We start from the raw sequence: 20,557 nt of genomic DNA on the forward strand, positions 1-20,557 counted from the left end.
TGCTCCTGGTGTGATCGGCTGGAGGTGGTCGGGCTCAGTGTGCTGGGCCCGGGGCGGACCGGGGTCCTACGACGGGAACGACGAAGGGCGCCCCGTGGTCGGGACGCCCTTGGTCGGTGGCCGCTCGTGGCGGCCGGGGTGCTCGGGGAGCGTCAGCTCACTCGCCCGGGACGATGTTGACGACCTTGCGGCCGCGGCGGGTGCCGAACTCCACGGCACCGGCCTGCAGGGCGAACAGCGTGTCGTCGCCGCCACGACCCACACCCGAACCCGGGTGGAAGTGGGTGCCGCGCTGGCGGACGATGATCTCGCCGGCGTTGACCAGCTGGCCGCCGAAGCGCTTGACGCCGAGGCGCTGGGCGTTGGAGTCGCGGCCGTTCTTGGTGGACGCCGCGCCCTTCTTGTGTGCCATGGATGTGTTCCTTCGCGAGTTGTCGCTGAGCTGCCGACCGGCTGCGTCAGAGGGAGATGTCGGTGACCTTGACCTGGGTGTACTTCTGGCGGTGACCCTGGCGCTTCTTGTACCCGGTCTTGTTCTTGTACTTCTGGATGACGATCTTCGGGCCCTTGGTGGCGCCGAGGACCTCGACGGTCACGGCGGCCTTGTCGAGCCCGGTCGAGGTGACGGTCTCACCGTCGACGGCCATGACCACGGGGAGGGTCAGGGTCTCGCCCACCGGCGTGGTGACCTTGTCGATCTCGATGACGTCGCCCACGGCAACCTTCTGCTGGGTGGCGCCAGCGCGCACGATCGCGTACACCGCGGTCTCCTTCGTCGAACTCGTCTACGTCTGGTACTGCAGGGATCTGGGTCCGGGGCACCTGCCCGCGCCGGTGCCTCCCCCAGGGAGGTCGGCGACGCCGCTGGGGCCGCACGGAGAAACAGCACGCTCACGGGCGCACCGAACGTCAATAGTACGCACCTGCGGGTCGCGCCCGCAAAACGTCACCGCTTGCGCGACCCCTTGCGCTTGACCGGCACGTGCTCCACCGTCGAGCCGCCTGCCGGCTCGGTCTCGGCGGTGCCCGGCTCGACCGTGCCGCTGACCGGGGGCTCGCCCACGCCCGCGGGGGCGTCGGCCTGCTCCATCGTCGGCACCGGGCTCCCCCCGGCCGGCCGCGAGGAGCGGCTCGAACGGGTCCGGGTGACCACCTTCGGTGCTGCCACCGGGGCCTGGGCCGCCGGCTCGGGAGCGCTGGGCTGGGTCGTGGGGTCCACGACCACGGCCGCGGCCTCGCCGGTCGTCAGCGGCGCCGTACGCCGCGCGGCGCGACGGGTCCGTGTCACGACCCCCGAGCTGCCGGCCGGCTGCTGGGCCGGCTGCTGGGCCGGCTGCTGGGCCGGCTGCTGGGCCGACTCCTGGGCCGGCTCCTGGGCCGGATGCTGGGCCGACTCCTGGGCCGACTCCTGGGCCGACTCCTGGGCCGACGGGGAGTCGGGACCCGCCGCGGGGGCCACGGGCTCCTCGACGGGCTGCTGGGCACGCTCCTGGCCGCCCTGCTCGGCCGGGGCCTCGGGCGCGTCCGCGCCCTGCTGCCCACGCCGGCGCTGGTTCTTGCCCTGCCCCTTGCCCTGGCCCTGACCCTGGGACTCGCCCTGGCCCTGGTCCCGGCCCTGGGGCTTGTCCTCCCGGGCTGGCGTGTCCGCGGGCACGTCCTGCGACGTGGCCTCCACGGCCCCGTCGGCCTGGGCGGCCTCTGCGGCCTCAGCGGCCTTGTCGGCACGGGCCATCGCCGCGACGTCCTTGGGCGAGGGAGCCGAGGCCTGCCCACCCTGGTTGCCGGACTGGTTGCCGCCCTGGCCGCCGGACTGGTTGCCGGACTGGTCGCCCTTGCCCTTGCCGCCACGCGAGCGGCGGCCGCGGCCACCGCGGTCGTCGTCGTCACCGCCGCCGCGCTTGGGGTCCACGGGGTGGTCGTGGACGACCAGGCCGCGGCCCTGGCAGTGGGTGCAATTCTCGCTGAACGCCTCGAGCAGGCCGGTGCCGATCCGCTTGCGCGTCATCTGCACCAGACCCAGCGAGGTCACCTCGGCCACCTGGTGCCGGGTGCGGTCGCGGCCCAGGCACTCGACCAGGCGGCGCAGCACCAGGTCGCGGTTGGACTCCAGGACCATGTCGATGAAGTCGACGACGATGATGCCGCCGATGTCGCGCAGCCGCAGCTGGCGCACGACCTCCTCGGCCGCCTCCAGGTTGTTCTTGGTGACGGTCTCCTCGAGGTTGCCGCCGGAGCCGGTGAACTTGCCGGTGTTGACGTCGACGACGGTCATCGCCTCGGTCCGGTCGATGACCAGCGAGCCGCCCGAGGGCAGCCACACCTTGCGGTCCAGCCCCTTGGCGATCTGCTCGTCGATCCGGTACGTCGCGAAGACGTCCTTGCCGGCGTCGCGCCCCTCGCCCGCGGGCTCGAAGCGCTCGAGGCGGTCGGCGAGGTCGGGGGCCACGTGCTGGACGTAGTCCTGCACCGTCGACCAGGAGTCGTCACCCTGGATGACGAGCTTGGCGAAGTCCTCGGTGAACAGGTCGCGCACGACCTTCAGCGTCAGGTCCGGCTCGCCGTAGAGCAGCTGCGGGGCCGAGCCCTTGGCTTTCTTCTCGACGTCCTCCCAGCGGGCCTTGAGCCGCTCGACGTCGCGGGTCAGCTCCTCCTCGCTGGCGCCCTCGGCCGCGGTCCGCACGATGACGCCGGCGGTGTCGGGCACGATCTCCTTGAGCAGGGCCTTGAGACGGGCGCGCTCGGTGTCGGGGAGCTTGCGGGAGATCCCCGACGTCGTGCCGTCGGGCACGTAGACCAGGAACCGGCCCGCGAGGCTGATCTGGCTGGTCAGCCGGGCGCCCTTGTGACCCACCGGGTCCTTGGTGACCTGCACCAGGACCGACTGGCCGGAGGAGAGCACCGACTCGATCTTGCGCGGCTGGCCCTCCTTGTGGCCCAGCGCGGACCAGTTGACCTCACCGGCGTACAGCACCGCGTTGCGGCCCTTGCCGATGTCGATGAACGCGGCCTCCATGGACGGCAGGACGTTCTGCACGCGGCCGAGGTAGACGTTGCCGATCAGCGAGGTCTGGGACTCACGGGCCACGTAGTGCTCGACGAGCACCTTGTCCTCGAGCACGGCGATCTGCGTGAGGTCCTCGCGCTCGCGGATGACCATCACGCGCTCCACCGACTCACGGCGAGCGAGGAACTCGGCCTCGGAGGCGATCGGGGCGCGACGGCGACCGGCCTCGCGGCCCTCGCGACGGCGCTGCTTCTTGGCCTCGAGGCGGGTCGAGCCGGACAGCGCGGTGATCTGGTCCTCGGCCGAGCGGGCGCTGCGCACCCTGGTCACGGTGTTGGTCGGGTCGTCCCCGCCGTCACCGTCGCCCTCGCCGGACCGGCGGCGCCGACGGCGCCGACGCGAGCTGCCCGAGCCCTCGCCCTGGTCGTCCCTGTCGCCCTGCTGGTCGCCCTGCTGGCCGCCCTGCTGGCCCCCGCGCTGGCCACCGTTCTGGCCACCGTTCTGGCCGGACTCCTCGGAGCCGGCCCCGTCCTTGGTCCCGTCCTTGGAATCGGCCTTGGCGCCGTCCTTGGATTCGGCCTTGGAGTCGTCCTCGGCGCCGCCCTCGGAGGAGGTGTCGTGGTCCTGATTCCGGTCCTGGCCCTGCTGGTCGCCGCCCTGGCCACCGCCACCGCCACCGCCGCCACCGCGACGGCGGCGTCGTCCACCCCGTCGCCGGCGACGCCGGCCCGAGGACGAGCCGCCCTCGCCGTCCTGGTCGCCGTCCTGGTCGCCGTCCTGGTCGTCGTCGTCCTGGTCGCCGTCGGTGTCGCCGTCCTGGTCGTCGCTGTCCTGGTCGTCGGTGTCCTGGGCGTCCTGGACCGGGCCGTCCTGGACCTCGTCGTCCTCGTCCGCGTCCTCGCCCTCGGGCTGCGCGGCGTCCTCGACCTCCGTCGACTTCGTGGTCCTGCGGGCGCGGGTGGCCTTGGAGGCGTCCGGGGCCTGGAAGAGCGGGACGGGAGCGCCGCCGGGGGCGCCCTGCTCGGTCTCCTCCGCCTCGACGGCCGCCTCGGTGGTCTCGGGGGCCTGCTCCGCGGCGGGCTCGCTCTTCTTGGCGCGCGAGCCGGTCTTCTTGGCCGCGGCCTTCTTGGCCGGCTTCGTGCTCGCCGCCCCGTCGGCGTCGGCGTCACCGTCGACCGCAGCGGGCTCGGCAGCGGGCTCGGCAGCGGGCTTCTTGCTCGTGCGCTTGGCCGGGGCCTTCCTCGCCGGAGCGGGCTCGGTCTGCTCACCGGCCTCGGCGGGGCCGTCGGGGGTCGCCTCGGGCGCCTGGGCGGCCTTCGTCGTGGTGCGGCGGGTGCGGGTGGTCTTCTTCACCGCCGCCGGGGCGTCCTCGACGGGGGCGGCAGCACCCTCGTCGAGGGGCAGCTGCTCGTCGGGAGCCGGCTCCGTGGCCTTGGCCGCGGTCTTCTTGGCGGCCGGCTTCTTGGCCGCGGCCTTCTTGGCGGCCGGCTTCTTCGCAGCGGTCTTCTTGGCGGCGGTCTTCTTGGCCGCCGTCTTCTTCGCCGGCTTCTCGGCGGGCGGCTCGGTGGCGGGCTCGGCCGGGGTGTCGCCGGTGGTCTCGACGGCAGGGGTGATCGGCTCGTCGCCGACCTGGAACTCGTCGGGCATGTGTGCTGCTCCTCAGCCCGGGCGTGGGATGCGCAGCGTCCGGGCAGGTCCATCGCCGCGACCACGAGGGCCGGGCGCAAGTCTCGTCTGTGGCGGCGACTTCCTCCGGCGGTGCGTCACCTCGGCGGCCCTCGCCTGCCGCGGTCGCAGGGCCACAGGGCGGCTCGCTGTCACCGAACCCGCCTGGCCGCGTCGCGGTCTGGCGACGACCTGTCCTCGGTGTGCCGGCCCTTGCGCGGGACCGGCGAGAACGTCGTCGGGTCGTCGACCGCCGCGCGTTCCCGTCGGACACTGGGGTGACCGTCGGGCTCGTGCAGCGCTCGGAGACCGTGGCGAGTATCGCACACCCGACAGGTCGCGGCCGTGTTCCGGCGCACCTCGGGCGCGGCAGGCAGGACCCCGGCGAGCGGCTCCTCAGGCCAGCGGGTCGCCGACCTCGCCGGTCTCCGGGTCCAGGGGCCCCTGGGCCTGCCGGGTGAGCAGCGGCGCCGAGCCCGCCTCCAGCCCGGAGGTCTGGGTGAGCCCGCGCAGCACGTCGTCGGGGCGTACGGCGGGGATGGTGGCGTGGCGCAGCACCAGCTCCAGCCGGGCTCCCCGGTCGTGCGGCGCGACGCTCAGCGAGACCACCGCGGCGCGGCAGTCGAACTCACGCAGCCCCTTCTTGGTCATCCGCTCCACCAGCACGCTCTCGTGGGCCAAGAAGCCCTCGACCGCAGCGGCGGTGACGTCCGGGGCGCTCGCGACGTCGATGGTCCAGCGGCTGGCGTCGAGCCGGTCGGCCAGCGACCCGCCGGGCGACTCCACCACCTGCAGCACGTCCAGGCCCGGGGGCAGCGCCTGCTCGAGCTCGGCGTGGACGTCGGCGGGGTCGACGACCTGCGCCAGCGCGATCTCGAGGTACTCCGCCTCGCTGGCCGAGCCGGTCGGCGCCGCACCGGCGTACGAGATGCGCGGGTGGGGGTTGAACCCCGAGGAGTAGGCCATCGGGATACGTGCGCGGAACACCGCGCGCTCGAAGGCACGGGAGAAGTCGCGGTGGCTGGTGAAGCGCAACCGGCCGCGCTTGGCGTACCGGATCCTCAGTCGCTGGACCGGTGGGGCCTGCTGCTCGGGCTGCTCACGCACGCAGCACAGGGTAGGTGAGGTCCCCGGGGTCGCACCGCATCGCCGGCGAGGGGTAGACGGTGCCGACCCGCTCCCCCGCCAGCCACCCGGTGAGCCGACCGGCCTCCTGCCGCAGCGCCGCCCTGCCCTGCGCCGGGACGTCCTCGAGGAGGCGGACCGCCACGGTGCCGTCGTCGTCCTGGACCCAGCAGCCGACGACGCGCCCGTCCCACCACGCGGTCGTGCCGGCGTTGCCGTTGCGGTCGAAGACGGCCGGCGCGTGTGGCCCGAGGTGGAAGCCACGCTCCTTCCAGCCCATCGCGGTGGGGTCCAGCACCGGGAGCAGCGCCGCCCACGGCTCGACCGCGGGAGCCGGGTCGACGTCGTCGGGCAGGACGTACGCCGGCGCGACGGCGCCTCCATCGGCCGGGACCCCGACCTCGACGGCCCCCACCTCGGCCAGCGCCGCGCGCACGGCCCCCTTGGTCGCCCCCAGCCACCAGACCAGGTCGGTCTCGGTTCCGGGGCCGAAGCGGGCCAGCCAGCGCCGGACGAGCTCGGCGTACCCCTCGGCGGCGGTGAGCGGGGTCGGGACCTCGCCGAGCCAGGAACCCGTCGTGCGCCAGCGGGGCCGGAAGACCCGCCAGTGGCTGGTGTTGGCACCGCGGACCACGCGGGCCTCGGCGCCGAGCAGCGTGAGGATCCGGCCGGGGTTGAGCTGGGAGGAGCCCAGGTCGGCACGCACGTCGATCGTGGGGACGGCCGCGCGCAGCTCGGTCATGGTGAGGCCCTCGGGGGCGCCGTCGAGGGCGTCGATCACCTCGGCACCGGCCTCGGCCAACCACCGCTCGGGATCGGTGGCGACCCCGGCGGCGACCAGGTCGCGGTGCAGACGCGCACGCTCCGAGCCGGCGGTGCGAGAGGCCGCGCTCCCCCAGGCCGCCGGCAGCAGGTCCCGGGGGAAGACGAACAGCGTGCGTCGCATGGCCAGCTGCTTGACCAGGCTGCGCTCGGTCTCCATCGCGGCACTGACGTCGGCACGGGTGACCCCGTCGACCCGCGCGTGCACGGACAGGTGCACGGTCGCGGGCTCGGTGGAGTGCAGCACGACCACGGACCGGGTCGCCCCGACCGGGTCGGCGGCCCGGTGCCCGGGGGCCAGGGCGTGGCGCCGCGCGAGTCGCGCTCGTCGTTCTGCGTCGTCGACCAGCCTCGGGGAGCCCATGGCCCCGCATCCTGCCCCGGGGCGCCGACACCGGGAGCACTGACACCGGAAGCACTGACACCGGAAGCACTGACACCCGGAGTGCGGCACGGGGCGTCGACACCCGGCGCACCCAACGGCCCCGCCACCCGGTCGGGCGCCGAGGAGGTGCGAGCATCGGCCGGTGACCCGTCGTCCCTCGCCACTGTTCTGGGTCGGCCTGCTGCTGCTCTCGGTCAACCTGCGCCCCGCCGCCGTCAGCGTCGGACCGGTGCTGGAGGAGGTCAGCGACGGGCTGGCGATGTCGAGCGCGGAGACCTCGCTGCTGACCTCGCTGCCGGTGCTGGCCTTCGCCGTCGTGGGCGCGCTCGCGTCCGCCGCGGCCGCCCGCTGGGGACTCCACCGCGCCACCCTGCTCGCCCTGGTCGCCGTCACCGTGGGCCTGGCCGCCCGCGCGGTCACGGGGAACGCCGAGGTCTTCCTGCTGCTCTCGCTGCTGGCGGTCTCGGGCACCGCGCTGGCCAACGTGCTGATCCCCTCGCTGGTCAAGCTGCACGCCCCCGACCGGATCGGCCCGGCCACCGCGCTGTACTCGACGGTGCTGGCGGTGGGACTCACCGGCGGCCTCGTGCTGACCGTCCCGCTGAGCACCGCGCTCGGGGGTGGTGTGGAGGAGGGCTGGCGCTGGGGCCTCGGCGCCTGGACCCTGCTCGGCGCCGTGGCGGTCCTGCCCTGGCTCCTGCTGGTCGGCCACGACCGGACCCCTGCCCCGCCCGGGCCGCGCGTGAGGTTCCTCGACGTGGCCCGCACCCCACTGGGGCTGTCCCTGGCGGCGTACTTCGGCCTGCAGTCGCTGCAGGCCTACGCGATCTTCGGGTGGTTCGCCCAGCTCTGGCGCGACGCCGGCTTCTCCCCCACCGAGGCCGGGCTGCTGGTCGGGGTGCTCACGGGCACGACGATCCCGCTGTCCTTCGTGCTGCCCCGTGTCCTGGTGCGCACCCGGCACCCGGCCGCGCTGCTGCTGGGCGTCGCCGCCTGCTACCCCGTGGCCTACGTCGGCCTGGTCCTCGACCCGGTCGAGCCGGCGCTGCTGTGGGCCCTGCTCACCGGCATCGGCACCACGACGTTCCCGCTCGTGCTGACCCTGATCGGGCTGCGCGCCCGGACGGCGGAGGGCACGGCCACGCTGTCGGCCTTCTCCCAGTCGGTGGGCTACCTCATCGCCGTGGCCGGGCCGTTCGTCGTGGGCAGCCTCTACGCCGCCACCGACGGCTGGACCGTCCCGCTGGCCTTCCTGCTGGTGGCGCTGCTGCCGATGGTCTGGCTCTCGGTCCGGCTGGCGCGTCCGGCGTACGTCGAGGACCAGCTGCCCGCCGCCCGTCGCTGAGCACGGAACGGACCGCCGGCGCCCCGGGGAGCGGTGCGTGGCCAACCGATCAGCGACCCTGGACGCTTGAGGGCTCACCGCCCGCCGGGCGGGCGGGGGCCTCAGACGACGGAGAGCGGCAGCAGCTGCTGGCCGGTGGGACCGATCTGGATCTCGGTGCCCATCTCCGGGCACACGCCGCAGTCGTAGCAGGGGGTCCAGCGGCAGTCCTCGACCTCGACGTCGGCCGACCCGTCGGCCACGGCCAGCGCGTCCTCCCAGTCGCCCCACAGCCAGTCCTTGTCGAGACCGGAGTCGAGGTGGTCCCAGGGCAGGACCTCGTCGTAGTCGCGCTCGCGGGTGGTGAACCAGTCGAGGTCCACGCCGGTGCCAGCGAGGCCGCGCTCGGCCGCAGCGATCCAGCGGTCGTAGGAGAAGTGCTCCGACCAGCCGTCGAAACGGCCGCCGTCGCGCCAGACCTCCTCGATGACGCGGGCCACGCGACGGTCGCCGCGGGAGAGGAGCCCCTCGATGATGCCGGGCTTGCCGTCGTGGTAGCGGAAGCCGATGGCGCGGCCGAACTTCTTGTCCGCCCGCACGGTGTCGCGCAACTGCTTGAGCCGCTCGTCGGTGGTCTCGACGTCGAGCTGCGCGGCCCACTGGAAGGGGGTGTGCGGCTTCGGGACGAACCCGCCGATCGACACCGTGCACCGGATGTCGTTGTGCCCGGCGACCTCGCGGCCCTTGGCGATGACCGCCTTGGCCAGCTCGGCGACCTGCAGCACGTCCTCGTCGGTCTCGGTCGGGAGACCGACCATGAAGTAGAGCTTCACCTGCCGCCAGCCGTGGGAGTACGCCGTCGCGACGGTGCGGATGAGGTCCTCCTCGGTCACCATCTTGTTGATGACCTTGCGCATCCGCTCCGAGCCGCCCTCGGGGGCGAAGGTCAGCCCCGAGCGCCGGCCGTTGCGGGAGAACTCGTTGGCGAGGGTGATGTTGAAGGCGTCGACGCGGGTCGAGGGCAGCGACAGCGAGACGTTCGAGCCCTCGTAGCGGTCGGCCAGCCCCTTGGCGACGTCGCCGATCTCGGTGTGGTCGGCGCTGGAGAGCGAAAGCAGGCCGACCTCCTCGAAGCCGGACTTGCGGATGCCGTTCTCGACCATGTCGCCGATCGTCTCGATCGAGCGCTCACGCACGGGACGGGTGATCATCCCGGCCTGGCAGAAGCGGCAGCCGCGGGTGCAGCCGCGGAAGATCTCGACGCTGAACCGCTCGTGGACGGTCTCGGCCAGCGGCACCAGCGGCTTGGCCGGGTAGGGCCAGGCGTCGAGGTCCATCAGGGTGTGCTTGCGCACCCGGAACGGGATGCCGGGCCGGTTGGGCACGACGGCCTCGATCGAGCCGTCCTCGGCGTACACCACGTCGTAGAAGCGGGGGACGTAGACGTTGCCGGTGACCGCGAGGCGGCGCAGCAGCTCGTCCCGACCGCCGGGGCGGTCCTCGGCCTTCCACTCCCGGACGATGTCGGAGATCGCGAGGACGACCTCCTCGCCGTCGCCGAGGACGGCGGCGTCGAGGAACTCCGCGATCGGCTCGGGGTTGAACGCCGCGTGGCCGCCGGCCAGGACGACCGGGTGGTCCTCGGTGCGGTCGGCGGCGCGCAGCGGGATGCCGGCGAGGTCGAGCGCGTTGATCATGTTGGTGTAGCCGAGCTCGGTGGAGAAGCTGAGCCCGAAGAGGTCGAAGTCACCGACCGGGCGGTGGGCGTCGACGGTGAACTGCGGGATGGCCTGCTCGCGCAGCACCCTCTCCATGTCCGGCCACACCGCGTAGGTGCGCTCGGCGACGATCCAGTCGCGCTCGTTGAGCACCTCGTAGAGGATCTGGACGCCCTGGTTTGGCAGGCCGACCTCGTAGGCGTCGGGGTACATCAGCGCCCAGCGGACGGTCTGGCCGCCGGACTCCTCGGAGCCGGCACCGCAGTCCCAGTCCTTGACCGTGGAGTTCAGCTCGCCGCCGACGTACTGGATCGGCTTGGAGACTCCCGGCAGGTGCGGCTCGAGGAGCTCGAAGACGGACTGTCCTCGGCGCAGGGCGGCGGGGGCGGACATGGACTCACCTCGGCGGCTCGGGTGCGGTCAGGGCAAGGGACCAATGTACGGCGCAGCCGGGCGTGCCACCCAGTCCGCGACCGCCCGCGGGCTACTCGCGCGGCGCGGCCGGGGTGCTGGTGGGCGTGCCGGTCGGGGAGGGGGTGGCGGCCGCCGCCGCGGTGTCGGAGGCCCGGGCCGCGGAGGCCGAGGTGGCCCGCAGCTCCACCGGCGGCAGCAGGAGCAGGATGAGGAAGGCGAGCACGCCCACACCCGCGGCACTGAGGAACACCAGGTCCATGGACTCCGCGAACCCGACCCGGAAGGGGTGGGCCACGGCGTCGGGCAGCGTCTCGAGCACCGAGGAGTCGTCCTGGATGCCCTCGACCACGCTCTCGTCCAGGCCCCCGACCTGCGCGACGCCCTGTTGGAACTCCGGGGTGGTGGCCGCCTCGTCCAGCGCCGTGGAGATGTTGGGCCCGACGGTCGAGAAGAGGATCGAGAGGAAGATCGCGACACCGAGGGTGCCGCCGAGCTGGCGGAAGAAGGTGGCCGACGCGGTGGCGACACCGATCTCGGTGGGCGGCACCGCGCTCTGCACGGTGAGCAGCAGCGGCTGCATGCACGAGCCCAGCCCGAGGCCGAGCACGAACATCGAGCAGCTGACCAGCGGCAGCGGGGTGTCGGCGGTGGTGAAGGAGAGGAGGAACAGCCCCAGGACGATCACCGCGGAGCCGACGATCGGGAAGAGCCGGACGTGGCCGGTGCGGGAGATCACCCGGCCGGAGCTGATGGAGGCCGCCATCATGCCGGCGACCATCGGCAGCATCAGGATGCCGGCCTTGGTCGGGCTGGCCCCGTGCACGATCTGCATGTAGAGCGGCAGGATCATGATGCCGCCGAACATCGCCATCCCGATGATCACGCTGGCCGCGATCGTCACCGAGGCCACCCGGATGCGGAACATCCGCAGCGGGATCAGCGCGGCCTCCCCCATCGCGTGCTCGGCGACCACGAAGAGCACCAGGCCCAGCACCCCGAGGCCGTAGCAGGCCAGCGCCAGACCGGAGGCCCAGCCCCACTCGCGGCCCTGCTCGGCGACGGTCAGCAGCGGCACCAGGCCCAGGACCAGGGCGGAGGCGCCCCACCAGTCCACCCGGACGTCGCGACGCTCGACGCTGACGTTGAGGGTGCGCGCGACGACCACCAGGGCGATCAGGCCGACGGGGACGTTGACCAGGAAGACCCAGCGCCACCCGGTGACGCCGAGGATCTCCTCGCGCCCGGCGAGCAGGCCCCCGAGGACCGGGCCGAGCACCGAGGAGGTGGCGAAGGTGGCCATGAAGTAGCCGGTGTACTTCGCGCGCTCGCGAGGGCTGACGATGTCGCCGATGATGGCGAGCACCAGCGTCATCAGGCCGCCCGCGCCGAGGCCCTGGATGGCCCGGAACGCCGCGAGCATGTACATCGAGTCGGCGAACGAGCACAGCGCCGAGGCCGCCACGAACAGCGAGATGGCGAACATGAAGAGCTTCTTGCGCCCGTAGTTGTCCCCGAGCTTGCCGTAGATCGGGGTCGTGATCGTCGCGGTGATCAGGTAGGCCGTGGTCACCCAGGCCTGGACCGACAGGCCGTTGAGGTCGTCGGCGATCGTGCGGATCGACGTGCTGACGATCGTCTGGTCCAGGGACGCCAGGAACATGCCGAGCATCAGCCCGGAGAGGATCGTGAGGACCTGGGCGTGGGTGTACTCACCCGACTCGGGGGTCGACGAGGACGCGGGGGACGTGTTCGTTGCCATCGACAACCATCGTACGCCGTCGTGCGGCGCCGCGGGAACCGCTCAGGACGGTGACGTGGGACGCACGTCCCGCGGCAGGCCCTCGACGAGCTCGGCCATCGCCGCCTCCAGGGTCACCTCCGGCCTCCAGCCCCAGGCCCGTGCCCGCTCCGAGACGACGCTGCCCTGCCACGCCGGGCCGTCGTCCCAGGTGGGCTCCACGCCGAGCGCGGAGGTGACGGTCTCGAGGTAGTGCCGGAAGGTGCTCGCGCCCGCCGCGGCGTTCACCGCGGTGCATCGACCCGCGACCGGGCCGGCCCCGGCGTCCTCCCCCACCACGATCGTGCCGGTCGCCAGGTCCGCGACGAGCCGGGCCAGGTCGGCCACGTGCACCCAGGCGAAGGTCAGGTCCGGGACGGCGTGCGCCTGCGCGGGGTCCTCGGCCATCTCGCGGGGGCGCAGGGTGTTCCACAGCGAGCTCTCCCCCGGGCCCAGGATCACCGGCGGGCGCACCAGCACCCGGGTGGGACCGTCGAGCACCTCGAGCCGGGCGTCGGTGTCGCGCTTGGTCACGGGGTAGTCCCCGGCGTCGTCGGGCACGGGGTCGGAGGACTCGTCGACGTCGCCCACCCCCGCGCGCCGGTCGTAGACCGAGGCGGTCGAGACGTGCACCAGCAACCCCACCCCGGCCTCCCGGGCCGCCGTGGCGATCGTCGTCGTGCCCTCCACACCGACCCGCTCCTGGGTGGCCCGGTCGGTGCCCATCGGGTGCACCGTGGTCACCAGGACGTCGGCCCCCTCGACCAGCCCGGGGGCCTGGGCGGGGTCGGTGAACTCTCCGACGACCTCGGTGACGCCCTCGACCTCGGGGGCGGTGCCGCTGCGGCGTACGACGGCACGGACCGCGGCCCCGCGCTGCGCGAGGGCCGCGCACACGTGGGACCCGACGAGGCCGTTGGCTCCGGTGACGACGACGGTCGGCTGCTCACTCATGCCACCACCGTGCCAGGCCGCACCGGCGGGTTGGACCGCTCCCTAGGGTGAGGGCATGAGCTCCCCGGCGAGACGCGGCCCCTTCCAGTGGACCGTGGCGCTGCCGGTGCTCGGGGTCGCGCTGCTCGCGGTGACCTGGCCCAAGACCGAGCAGCCGCTCCTGCTGGCCCTGGTCGCGGTCGTCCTGGTCGGGGCGGTGCTGGCCGCGGTGCACCACGCCGAGGTCGTCGCGCACCGGGTCGGCGAGCCGTTCGGGTCGCTGGTGCTGGCGGTGTCGGTCACCGTCATCGAGGTCGGGCTGATCGTGATGCTGACCCTCGGCGGCGGCGACGGGGCCGCCACCTACGCCCGCGACACCGTCTTCGCCGCCCTGATGATCTCGCTCAACGGCATCGTCGGCATCTCGCTGCTGCTCGGTGCGCTGCGCCACGGCGTGGTGGCGTTCAACGCCTCCGGCAGCGGTGCGGCGCTGTCGACCGTCGTGGCGCTGGCCTCGGTGTGCCTGGTGCTCCCGGGGTTCACCGTCTCCGAGGCGGGCCTGGAGTACACCGGCTCGCAGCTGGCCTTCGCGGCCGTCGCCTCGCTCGTGCTCTACGGCGCGTTCGTGTTCACCCAGACCGTCCAGCACCGCGACTTCTTCCTGCCCGTGCGCTCGGACTCCCAGGGCCGGGTCACCGGCGTGTTCGACGTCGAGGACGCCGACGGCGACGGGCACGCCGACCCGCCGGGCGACGGCGAGACGCTGCTCTCGGTGGGGCTGCTGCTGGTCTCGCTGGTCTCGGTCGTGGGGCTGGCCAAGGTGCTCTCCCCCACGATCGAGTCGACCGTCAGCTCGCTGGGGCTGCCCTACGCGGTGGTCGGTGTGGTCATCGCGCTGCTCGTGCTCGCCCCCGAGTCGATCGCCGCCGCCCTCAACGCCGCCCGCGACCGGGTGCAGATCAGCCTCAACCTCGCCTTCGGGTCCTCCATGGCCTCGATCGGGCTGACCATCCCGACGATCGCGGTGGCCTCCATCTGGCTCGAGGGCGACCTGGTGCTGGGGCTGGAGCCGATGCAGATCGTGCTGCTGTTCATCACCGTCGTCGTGGCCACGCTCACCGTGGTGCCCGGGCGTGCCAAGCCGATCCAGGGCGTGGTGCACCTGGCCCTGATGGCGACGTTCCTGTTCTTCTCCCTCGTGCCCTGAGGCCGCACGGGTCGCGCCCGAGGGGGTCGCCCGTGGTCGCGCCTCAGGCGCGCGGAGCGGAGGCGCGCAGGTGGATGTTCTGCAGCAGCCCGATCGCCAGCAGCCCGGCGAACATCGAGGAGCCGCCGTACGACACGAACGGCAGGGGTACGCCGGTGACCGGCATGATCCCCAGGCACATCCCGACGTTCTGGAAGCCCTGGAAACCGAACCAGCAGGCGATCCCCGCGGCGGCCACCCGGCCGAAGACGTCGTCGGTGCGCGTGGCGATCACCAGCGCCCGCCACACCACCAGGCCCAGCAGCGCGATGAGCAGCCCCGCCCCGACCAGGCCGAGCTCCTCGCCCGCGACGGTGAAGACGAAGTCGGTGTGCTGCTCGGGGACGAAGCCCGAACGGGTCTGGGAGCCCCCGAAGAGGCCCTGGCCCCACACGCCGCCGTTGCCCACCGCGATGCGTGCCTGCTCGACGTTGTAACCGGCGCCTCGGGGGTCGAGGTCGGGGTTGGTGAAGGCCAGGAACCGGTCGACCTGGTAGGGCTTGAGCACTCCCCCGGCCACGGCGGCCAGCGCGGCAGTCACCCCGCCGCCGGCGAGCAGCGCCAGCCAGCGCCGCGGCGCCCCGGAGACGACGAGCACCCCGGTCACGGTGGCGGTGAGCACCAGCATCGTGCCCAGGTCGGGCTGCAGCAGGATGAGGACGGCCGGGACAGCCGCGATCCCGAGCATGAGCACGACCTCGACGAGCCCGACCCTGGGCCGCCAGCGACCCGCGGCGCGGTGCGCGAGCACCAGCGCCATCCCGATCACGACGGCCAGCTTGGCCAGCTCCGCGGGCTGGATCGACATCCCGCCCACCACGATCCACGACCGCGAGCCGTTGATCGTCGAGCCGGCGACCAGCACGAGCACCAGCCCGCCGACCGAGGCGAGGTAGGCCAGCGGCGCGGCCACCCGCACCCACCGGTGGTCGGCGACCAGCACCACGCTCATCAGCACCAGGCCGATCGCGATGTTGGTGACCTGCTTGTAGAGGTAGGCCCGCGGGTCGCCGCCGGTCAGGTCGTCGCGGGTGGTCGTCGCCGACCAGACCAGCAGCGTGCCGAGGACCAGCAACCCGGAGACCGCGGCCATCAGCCACCAGTCCACGCCGCCCCACCGCAGCAGCGGCCGGGTGCCCAGCGAGGAGGTGGGGCGTACGCCGGCGGGCCGGCCGGAGCGGGACGCCTGGACGGTCCGCGTGGCCATGGTGGTCATCGCGACGCCCTCCTCTTCGCGGCCGAACGCTTCTCCCGCGCCGGCGGGAGGATCGAGCCGTCGGCCAGGAACTTCGGCAGCCGGCCCGGCGGCACGGTCCCGGGGATGGCGGCACGGTCGGGGCGGACGGCGTCGCCCTCCACGCCGTACAACGCCTCCCAGATGGCCCGGACGGCCGGACCGGAGGTGCCCGACCCGGTGCCGCCCTGGCTGACCATCATCACCACGACGTAGTCGTCGGAGTAGGACGCGACCCAGGAGGTCGACTGCTTGCCGTAGACCTCGGCCGAGCCCGTCTTGGAGCGGATCTGCACCTCCTCGAGCGGGAAGCCGCCCATCCGCCAGGCCATGGTGCCCTGCCGGGTGACGCCCTTGAGCGCGGTGTCGATGTAGCCGATCGTCGAGGCGGGCAGGTCGACGGTGCCGACCTTCTTGGGCTCGATGCGCTCGATGACCGAGCCGTCGGGGCCGACGATCGCCTTGCCCACGCGCGGGGCGTAGAGGGTGCCGCCGTTGGCCAGCGCGCCGTAGGCCCGGGCCAGCTGCAGCGGCGTGACGACCGTGTCACCCTGCCCGATCGCGAAGTTGGCTGCGTCACCGGCGCGGTAGGCGTAGCCCTCGACGCAGAACTCGTAGGCGAACTTGTAGACGAAGTCGGAGGTCTTGGAGTCCTGCGGCTTCTCGGAGATGCCGCAGTAGAAGTCCTTCATCGACTTGTAGTACTCCCGCTTCCAGCGCCGGTCGGCGATGCGGCCGGCGGCCTCCCCGGGCAGGTCGATGCCGGTGCGGGAGCCGAAGCCGAAGTCCTTGGCCTCCTCCACCAGCGGGTCGAAGGCCTTCACGTCTGCCTCGTCGGAGCCGAACTTCTGCCAGTAGTGGAAGCCGACCCGGTAGAAGAAGGTGTTGCAGGAGACCTCGAGCGCCTTGTCGAAGCCGATGTAGCCGTAGGCCCCGGACTCGTAGTTCTTGAAGTCGCGGTTGCCGACGCGGAACGCGCTGGAGCAGTTCAGGCGGGTGTCGGTGGAGTAGCCGTGGGTGAGCGCGCCGGCGGTCATGAACGGCTTCCACGTCGAGCCCGGCGCGAACTGGCCCTGGGTGGCGCGTCCGAGCAGCGGGGTGCCGGCGGCCTCGGAGTAGAGCCGGGCCAGCTCGTCGTCGGAGATGCCGCCCACCCACACCTCCGGGTCGTACGTCGGGTGGCTGGCCATCGCCACGACCCGTCCGGTGTCGGCCTCGAGCACCACGACCGCGCCGGAGTCGGCGGCGTAGTTGCGCCCGGTCACCGTGTCCCGGGTCTGCCGGGCGGTGCGGATCGTCTGCAGCAGCTGCTGCTCCACCACCGACTGCACCTTGGCGTCGATGGAGGTGACCAGCGTGTCGCCCGGGCGGGCCTCCACGGCCGAGTCGTCGCCCAGCACGCGGCCCATCGAGTCGACCGCGACCGACTGGGTGCCCGGCAGGCCGCGCAGCCATGCGTCGTACTGCTTCTCGACGCCGGCGCGGCCCACGACCGAGGCGCCGTTGACGGAGTCCTCGCCGTCGGCCTCGGCCTGCTCGAGCTCCTCGGCGGTCACCGGGCTGAGGTAGCCCAGGACGTGGGCGAGGTTGACGTCGTAGGGGCGCGGGTAGGCCCGGACGCTCTGCTGCTCGGCCAGCACGCCCGGGTAGTCCTCGGGCTGCTCGAGGATGCGCAGGGCGACCTCGCGCTCCACGTCGCTGGCGACCGGGACGGGCTGGTAGGGCGAGCCGTTCCAGCACACGCCGGTCACCGCGCCCTCGTCGCCGCAGGTGACCAGGCGGCGCTCGAGCTGCTTGACGCCCACGCCGGTGGCGGTGCTGACGCGGCTGAGCAGCTCGCGACGATCGCGGCCGGGCAGCTTGCCGAGCAGGGTGCGGTCGACCGAGACGACCCAGGCCAGCCGGTTGGTCACCAGCGGGCGTCCCATGTCGTCGACGATCAGGCCGCGCTGGGGCTGCTCGACGATGTCGCGCACCGACTGCGAGGCCGCCTGGACGGTGTACTCCTCACCGGAGACGACCTGGAGGAAGTAGAGCCGGCCCAGCAGGGTCGCGAACAGGCTGAGCACCAGCGCCTGCAGGACCACGATCCGCAGCCGGGTGCGGTGGGCCCCGGCTGCCACGTCGGAGGGGCGGCTCATCGGGCGCTCACGTGACCCGGGCCGGCTCGAGACGGCGGAAGAGCCCCATGAGCGGCGGCAACACGAAGGGGGTGAGCACGACGTCCCACAGCACGGCGACACCGATCACCAGCAGCAGCTCGCCGACCCCGACGGACAGGTCGCCCACGAGCAGCCCGGTGATGGCGAAGAGGGAGGTGCCGACGAAGGAGCTCGCGGCGACGGTGCCCACGACGGTCGTCGCGGTCGGGCTGGACTCGCTGCGCACCCGCCCGGCGACGTACCCCACGACGGTGAGGGCCAGCGCCCAGCGCCCGGCGACGTGGTCGGCCGGCGGGGCCAGGTCGATCAACGCACCCGCGGCGAAGCCGACGACCATCGCGAACTGCGGGCCACGGGTCAGGGCACCGGCGACGACGACCAGCAGCGCGAGGTTGGGCACCACGCCCTGCCAGGCGACGTGGGGGAAGAGCGAGACCTGCAGCAGCAGGGCCAGCAGCACGGCCGCCGCGGCGGCCAGGGAGCGGGCGGTGGTCATCGACCGGCCTCCCGCAGCTCGCCGTCGGGCCCGACCAGGGCCCGGTCGGAGACGGTGCCGGTCGGCACGACGACGCCGACGACGTCGAGGGAGCCGAAGTCGACGTACGGGTCGACGACCACGCGCTGGGCGGTCTCGCGCAGCGAGGAGTAGACGTGGGTGACGCGCCCGATCGGCACACCGGCGACGTACGGCGCTCCCCCGTCGCTGCCCCAGGTCACCACCGAGTCCTGGCGGGCCGGGACGGCCGTGCGGTCGACCAGCTCGAGGTCGAGACGGCCCTCGTCGCCGACGACGCCGCGACCGCGCAGGAAGCCCATGTCCATGGTGTCGCCGACGCGGGCGCCGACGGTGGAGGACGGGTCGGTGATGAGCAGGACCGTCGCGGTGGTGCGCCCGGCCGAGACGACCCGGCCCACGAGACCGGCGCCGCTGACGACGGTCATGTCGGGCCGCACGCCGGCGTCGGTGCCGGCGTCGATGGTGACGGTGCTGGAGAAGGACTGCGCGGGGCCCCAGCCGACCACGCGGCTGGGGACCAGGCTGTAGCCGAGGTCCTCGGCGGCGGCGGTGAGCGAGTCGTAGGCGGCCAGCCGGTTGCGCTGGAAGGCGGCGCTGCCCAGCTCGGCGCGCAGCGCGGTGTTCTCCTCCTCCAGCGCCGCGACCTCCGCGCGCAGCGAGGAGTGGGTGCGCAGCAGGTCGGGGACGCCGACGACTGGCCGCACGATCGCGCTGGCACCCGCCTGGGCGGGGCCGACGACGTCGGCGACGACACCGCGCACCGGGTCGAGCGCCGCACCGTTGGCGGTGAGGTCGAGGGTCATCAAGGTGGCGCTGGCCAGGCCGAGGGCGACCAGGAGCGAACGGCTGGGCCGCTGCTGGCGCTCGAGGTCGGGGCCGAGGTGCCAGCGGCGCTCCCGACGCTCGCGACGCGCGGTGAGCGAGCCGAGGCGGCGCGGCGACGCGGCGGCCCGGCCGTCGCGGCCGGTGCGCTCGAGCAGGGCCATCAGTAGCGCCGCCGCTCGTTGACCAGCACCTGCTGGAGCGCCTCGAACTCCTCCACGCACTTCCCGGCGCCCATCGCCACCGAGGTCAGCGGGTCCTCGGCGACGTGGACGGGCATGCCGGTCTCGTGGCGCAGCCGCTCGTCGAGGCCGCGCAGCAGGGCGCCGCCGCCGGTGAGCACGATGCCGCGGTCCATGATGTCGCCGGCCAGCTCGGGCGGGGTCTGGTCGAGGGTCGTGCGCACCGCGTCGACGATCGCGTGCAGCGGCTCCTCCAGCGCCTGGCGCACCTCGGCGCTGGAGACCAGCACGGTGCGCGGCAGCCCGGAGACCAGGTCGCGGCCGCGGATCTCGGCCTCCGGCTCGTCGGGCAGCGGGAAGGCCGAGCCGAGGGTCATCTTGACCTCCTCGGCGGTCCGCTCGCCCAGGAGCAGGGAGTACTCCTTCTTCATCCACGCCACGATCGCGTTGTCGAGGTCGTCGCCGGCGGTGCGGATCGAGAGGCTCGTGACGATCCCGCCGAGGCTGATGACGGCGACCTCGGTGGTGCCGCCGCCGACGTCGACCACCATGTTGCCGGTGGCCTGGTGCACGGGGAGCCCGGCGCCGATCGCGGCGGCCATCGGCTCCTCGACGATGTAGACCCGGCGGGCGCCGGCCTGGTAGCCGGCCTCCTTCACCGCGCGCTGCTCGACCGCGGTGATCCCGCTGGGGACGCAGATGACCATCCGCGGCTTGGCGAAGGCACGCCGGCGGTGCACCTGCTGGATGAACCAGCGCAGCATCTGCTCGGTGGCCTCGAAGTCGGCGATGACCCCGTCCTTCAGGGGACGGATCGCGGTGATCGAGTCGGGGGTGCGCCCCAGCATCCGCTTGGCCTCGTGGCCCACGGCGAGAACCTCGCCGGTGCCGGAGTGCAGCGCCACCACGCTCGGCTCGTCGAGCAGCACGCCACGGCCCCGGGCGTAGACGAGGGTGTTGGCGGTGCCGAGGTCCACGGCCATGTCCCGGCCGAAGAAGCTGTTCGCCATCGGTGCTCGCCGCCGCCTCGTGCGCGAACCTGTGCCGGGGAAGGCAGGTCGTCACGCGCGCACGCTCCCGTCCGACCCTGAGGTCGAGGGTAAGGAGCGGCGTACGCCGAAACCGCGCGCCACGCCGGTGGCTGGAGTGACGCGTGTGACCGGAAATTCGCGCCGAGCCGGCGTATTGATACGCCGGTTCGGCGTCAGGTCACTGCGATGCGGGGCG

General features: G+C 73.2%; 15 protein-coding genes. 2 read left to right on the top strand and 13 right to left on the bottom strand.

Annotated features, from left to right (window positions below; genetic code table 11):
• Window positions 1-157: 157 nt before the first annotated feature.
• The 5 genes from rpmA to BKA05_RS12125 all read right to left on the bottom strand — a co-directional run bounded on the left by rpmA (window position 158) and on the right by BKA05_RS12125 (window position 6,980).
• Complete coding sequence (rpmA, locus tag BKA05_RS12105; RefSeq protein WP_179531651.1) at window positions 158-412, bottom strand: 50S ribosomal protein L27; 255 nt, start codon at window positions 410-412, stop codon at window positions 158-160.
• A 46-nt stretch (window positions 413-458) separates the two neighbouring features.
• The gene (rplU, locus tag BKA05_RS12110) at window positions 459-761 is read right to left on the bottom strand and encodes a 50S ribosomal protein L21 (RefSeq protein WP_179531652.1); all 303 of its coding nucleotides are present in this window, start codon (window positions 759-761) and stop codon (window positions 459-461) included.
• Window positions 762-946: 185 nt separating this feature from the next.
• The gene (locus BKA05_RS12115) at window positions 947-4,651 is read right to left on the bottom strand and encodes an Rne/Rng family ribonuclease (protein WP_179531653.1); all 3,705 of its coding nucleotides are present in this window, start codon (window positions 4,649-4,651) and stop codon (window positions 947-949) included.
• Window positions 4,652-5,065: 414 nt separating this feature from the next.
• Window positions 5,066-5,776, bottom strand: coding sequence for a TIGR03936 family radical SAM-associated protein (locus BKA05_RS12120; protein ID WP_179531654.1), 711 nt, complete (start codon window positions 5,774-5,776; stop codon window positions 5,066-5,068).
• Complete coding sequence (locus tag BKA05_RS12125) at window positions 5,769-6,980, bottom strand: winged helix DNA-binding domain-containing protein (RefSeq protein WP_179531655.1); 1,212 nt, start codon at window positions 6,978-6,980, stop codon at window positions 5,769-5,771. The genes BKA05_RS12120 and BKA05_RS12125 overlap by 8 nt, the downstream gene beginning before the upstream one ends.
• Window positions 6,981-7,143: 163 nt before the next feature.
• Here BKA05_RS12125 and BKA05_RS12130 point away from each other — a divergent pair, with 163 nt between their 5' ends.
• Window positions 7,144-8,346 carry an MFS transporter gene (locus BKA05_RS12130; protein WP_343045651.1) on the top strand — a complete coding sequence of 401 codons (1,203 nt, stop codon included), beginning with the start codon at window positions 7,144-7,146 and terminating at the stop codon, window positions 8,344-8,346.
• A gap of 101 nt (window positions 8,347-8,447) precedes the next feature.
• Here BKA05_RS12130 and BKA05_RS12135 read toward each other — a convergent pair whose 3' ends face one another.
• From BKA05_RS12135 to BKA05_RS12145, 3 genes are all read right to left on the bottom strand, one after another.
• Window positions 8,448-10,436, bottom strand: coding sequence for a TIGR03960 family B12-binding radical SAM protein (locus BKA05_RS12135; protein WP_179531656.1), 1,989 nt, complete (start codon window positions 10,434-10,436; stop codon window positions 8,448-8,450).
• A 91-nt stretch (window positions 10,437-10,527) separates the two neighbouring features.
• Complete coding sequence (locus tag BKA05_RS12140; RefSeq protein WP_179531657.1) at window positions 10,528-12,216, bottom strand: MDR family MFS transporter; 1,689 nt, start codon at window positions 12,214-12,216, stop codon at window positions 10,528-10,530.
• 42 nt (window positions 12,217-12,258) lie between these two features.
• Window positions 12,259-13,188, bottom strand: a complete 930-nt coding sequence (locus tag BKA05_RS12145) for an NAD-dependent epimerase/dehydratase family protein (protein WP_179531658.1) — start codon at window positions 13,186-13,188, stop codon at window positions 12,259-12,261.
• 55 nt (window positions 13,189-13,243) lie between these two features.
• On the opposite strand from BKA05_RS12145, the gene BKA05_RS12150 reads away from it, so the two are divergent.
• Window positions 13,244-14,374 carry a calcium:cation antiporter gene (locus BKA05_RS12150; RefSeq protein WP_179531659.1) on the top strand — a complete coding sequence of 377 codons (1,131 nt, stop codon included), beginning with the start codon at window positions 13,244-13,246 and terminating at the stop codon, window positions 14,372-14,374.
• Between the two features lie 43 nt (window positions 14,375-14,417).
• On the opposite strand, the gene rodA is transcribed toward BKA05_RS12150, so the two are convergent.
• From rodA to BKA05_RS12175, 5 genes are read right to left on the bottom strand one after another with little or no spacing between them, the layout of a single operon-like run.
• Window positions 14,418-15,629, bottom strand: coding sequence for a rod shape-determining protein RodA (gene rodA / locus BKA05_RS12155; protein WP_246289795.1), 1,212 nt, complete (start codon window positions 15,627-15,629; stop codon window positions 14,418-14,420).
• Window positions 15,626-17,788 (bottom strand): penicillin-binding protein 2, encoded by a 2,163-nt coding sequence (gene mrdA, locus BKA05_RS12160; protein WP_179531660.1) that lies wholly within the window; start codon window positions 17,786-17,788, stop codon window positions 15,626-15,628. Before mrdA ends, rodA begins: the two co-directional genes overlap by 4 nt.
• 7 nt (window positions 17,789-17,795) lie before the next feature.
• Window positions 17,796-18,305 carry a rod shape-determining protein MreD gene (gene mreD / locus BKA05_RS12165; RefSeq protein WP_179531661.1) on the bottom strand — a complete coding sequence of 170 codons (510 nt, stop codon included), beginning with the start codon at window positions 18,303-18,305 and terminating at the stop codon, window positions 17,796-17,798.
• On the bottom strand, window positions 18,302-19,312 hold the full coding sequence (mreC, locus tag BKA05_RS12170) for a rod shape-determining protein MreC (RefSeq protein WP_179531662.1): 1,011 nt from the start codon (window positions 19,310-19,312) through the stop codon (window positions 18,302-18,304). The genes mreD and mreC overlap by 4 nt, the downstream gene beginning before the upstream one ends.
• Window positions 19,312-20,340, bottom strand: coding sequence for a rod shape-determining protein (locus BKA05_RS12175; protein WP_179531663.1), 1,029 nt, complete (start codon window positions 20,338-20,340; stop codon window positions 19,312-19,314). Before BKA05_RS12175 ends, mreC begins: the two co-directional genes overlap by 1 nt.
• Window positions 20,341-20,557 lie beyond the last annotated feature (217 nt).

This window comes from Nocardioides marinus (assembly GCF_013408145.1).
Taxonomy (GTDB): Bacteria; Actinomycetota; Actinomycetes; order Propionibacteriales; family Nocardioidaceae; genus Nocardioides; species Nocardioides marinus.

Excerpts from the sequence above, each read along its gene's own strand:
- rpmA (WP_179531651.1), bottom strand. The coding sequence starts at position 412 with ATGGCACACAAGAAGGGCGCGGCGTCCACCAAGAACGGCCGCGACTCC.
- BKA05_RS12115 (WP_179531653.1), bottom strand. The coding sequence starts at position 4,651 with ATGCCCGACGAGTTCCAGGTCGGCGACGAGCCGATCACCCCTGCCGTC.
- BKA05_RS12125 (WP_179531655.1), bottom strand. The coding sequence starts at position 6,980 with ATGGGCTCCCCGAGGCTGGTCGACGACGCAGAACGACGAGCGCGACTC.
- BKA05_RS12135 (WP_179531656.1), bottom strand. The coding sequence starts at position 10,436 with ATGTCCGCCCCCGCCGCCCTGCGCCGAGGACAGTCCGTCTTCGAGCTC.
- BKA05_RS12140 (WP_179531657.1), bottom strand. The coding sequence starts at position 12,216 with ATGGCAACGAACACGTCCCCCGCGTCCTCGTCGACCCCCGAGTCGGGT.
- BKA05_RS12145 (WP_179531658.1), bottom strand. The coding sequence starts at position 13,188 with ATGAGTGAGCAGCCGACCGTCGTCGTCACCGGAGCCAACGGCCTCGTC.
- BKA05_RS12150 (WP_179531659.1), top strand. The coding sequence starts at position 13,244 with ATGAGCTCCCCGGCGAGACGCGGCCCCTTCCAGTGGACCGTGGCGCTG.
- rodA (WP_246289795.1), bottom strand. The coding sequence starts at position 15,629 with ATGACCACCATGGCCACGCGGACCGTCCAGGCGTCCCGCTCCGGCCGG.
- mrdA (WP_179531660.1), bottom strand. The coding sequence starts at position 17,788 with ATGAGCCGCCCCTCCGACGTGGCAGCCGGGGCCCACCGCACCCGGCTG.
- mreD (WP_179531661.1), bottom strand. The coding sequence starts at position 18,305 with ATGACCACCGCCCGCTCCCTGGCCGCCGCGGCGGCCGTGCTGCTGGCC.
- mreC (WP_179531662.1), bottom strand. The coding sequence starts at position 19,312 with ATGGCCCTGCTCGAGCGCACCGGCCGCGACGGCCGGGCCGCCGCGTCG.
- BKA05_RS12175 (WP_179531663.1), bottom strand. The coding sequence starts at position 20,340 with ATGGCGAACAGCTTCTTCGGCCGGGACATGGCCGTGGACCTCGGCACC.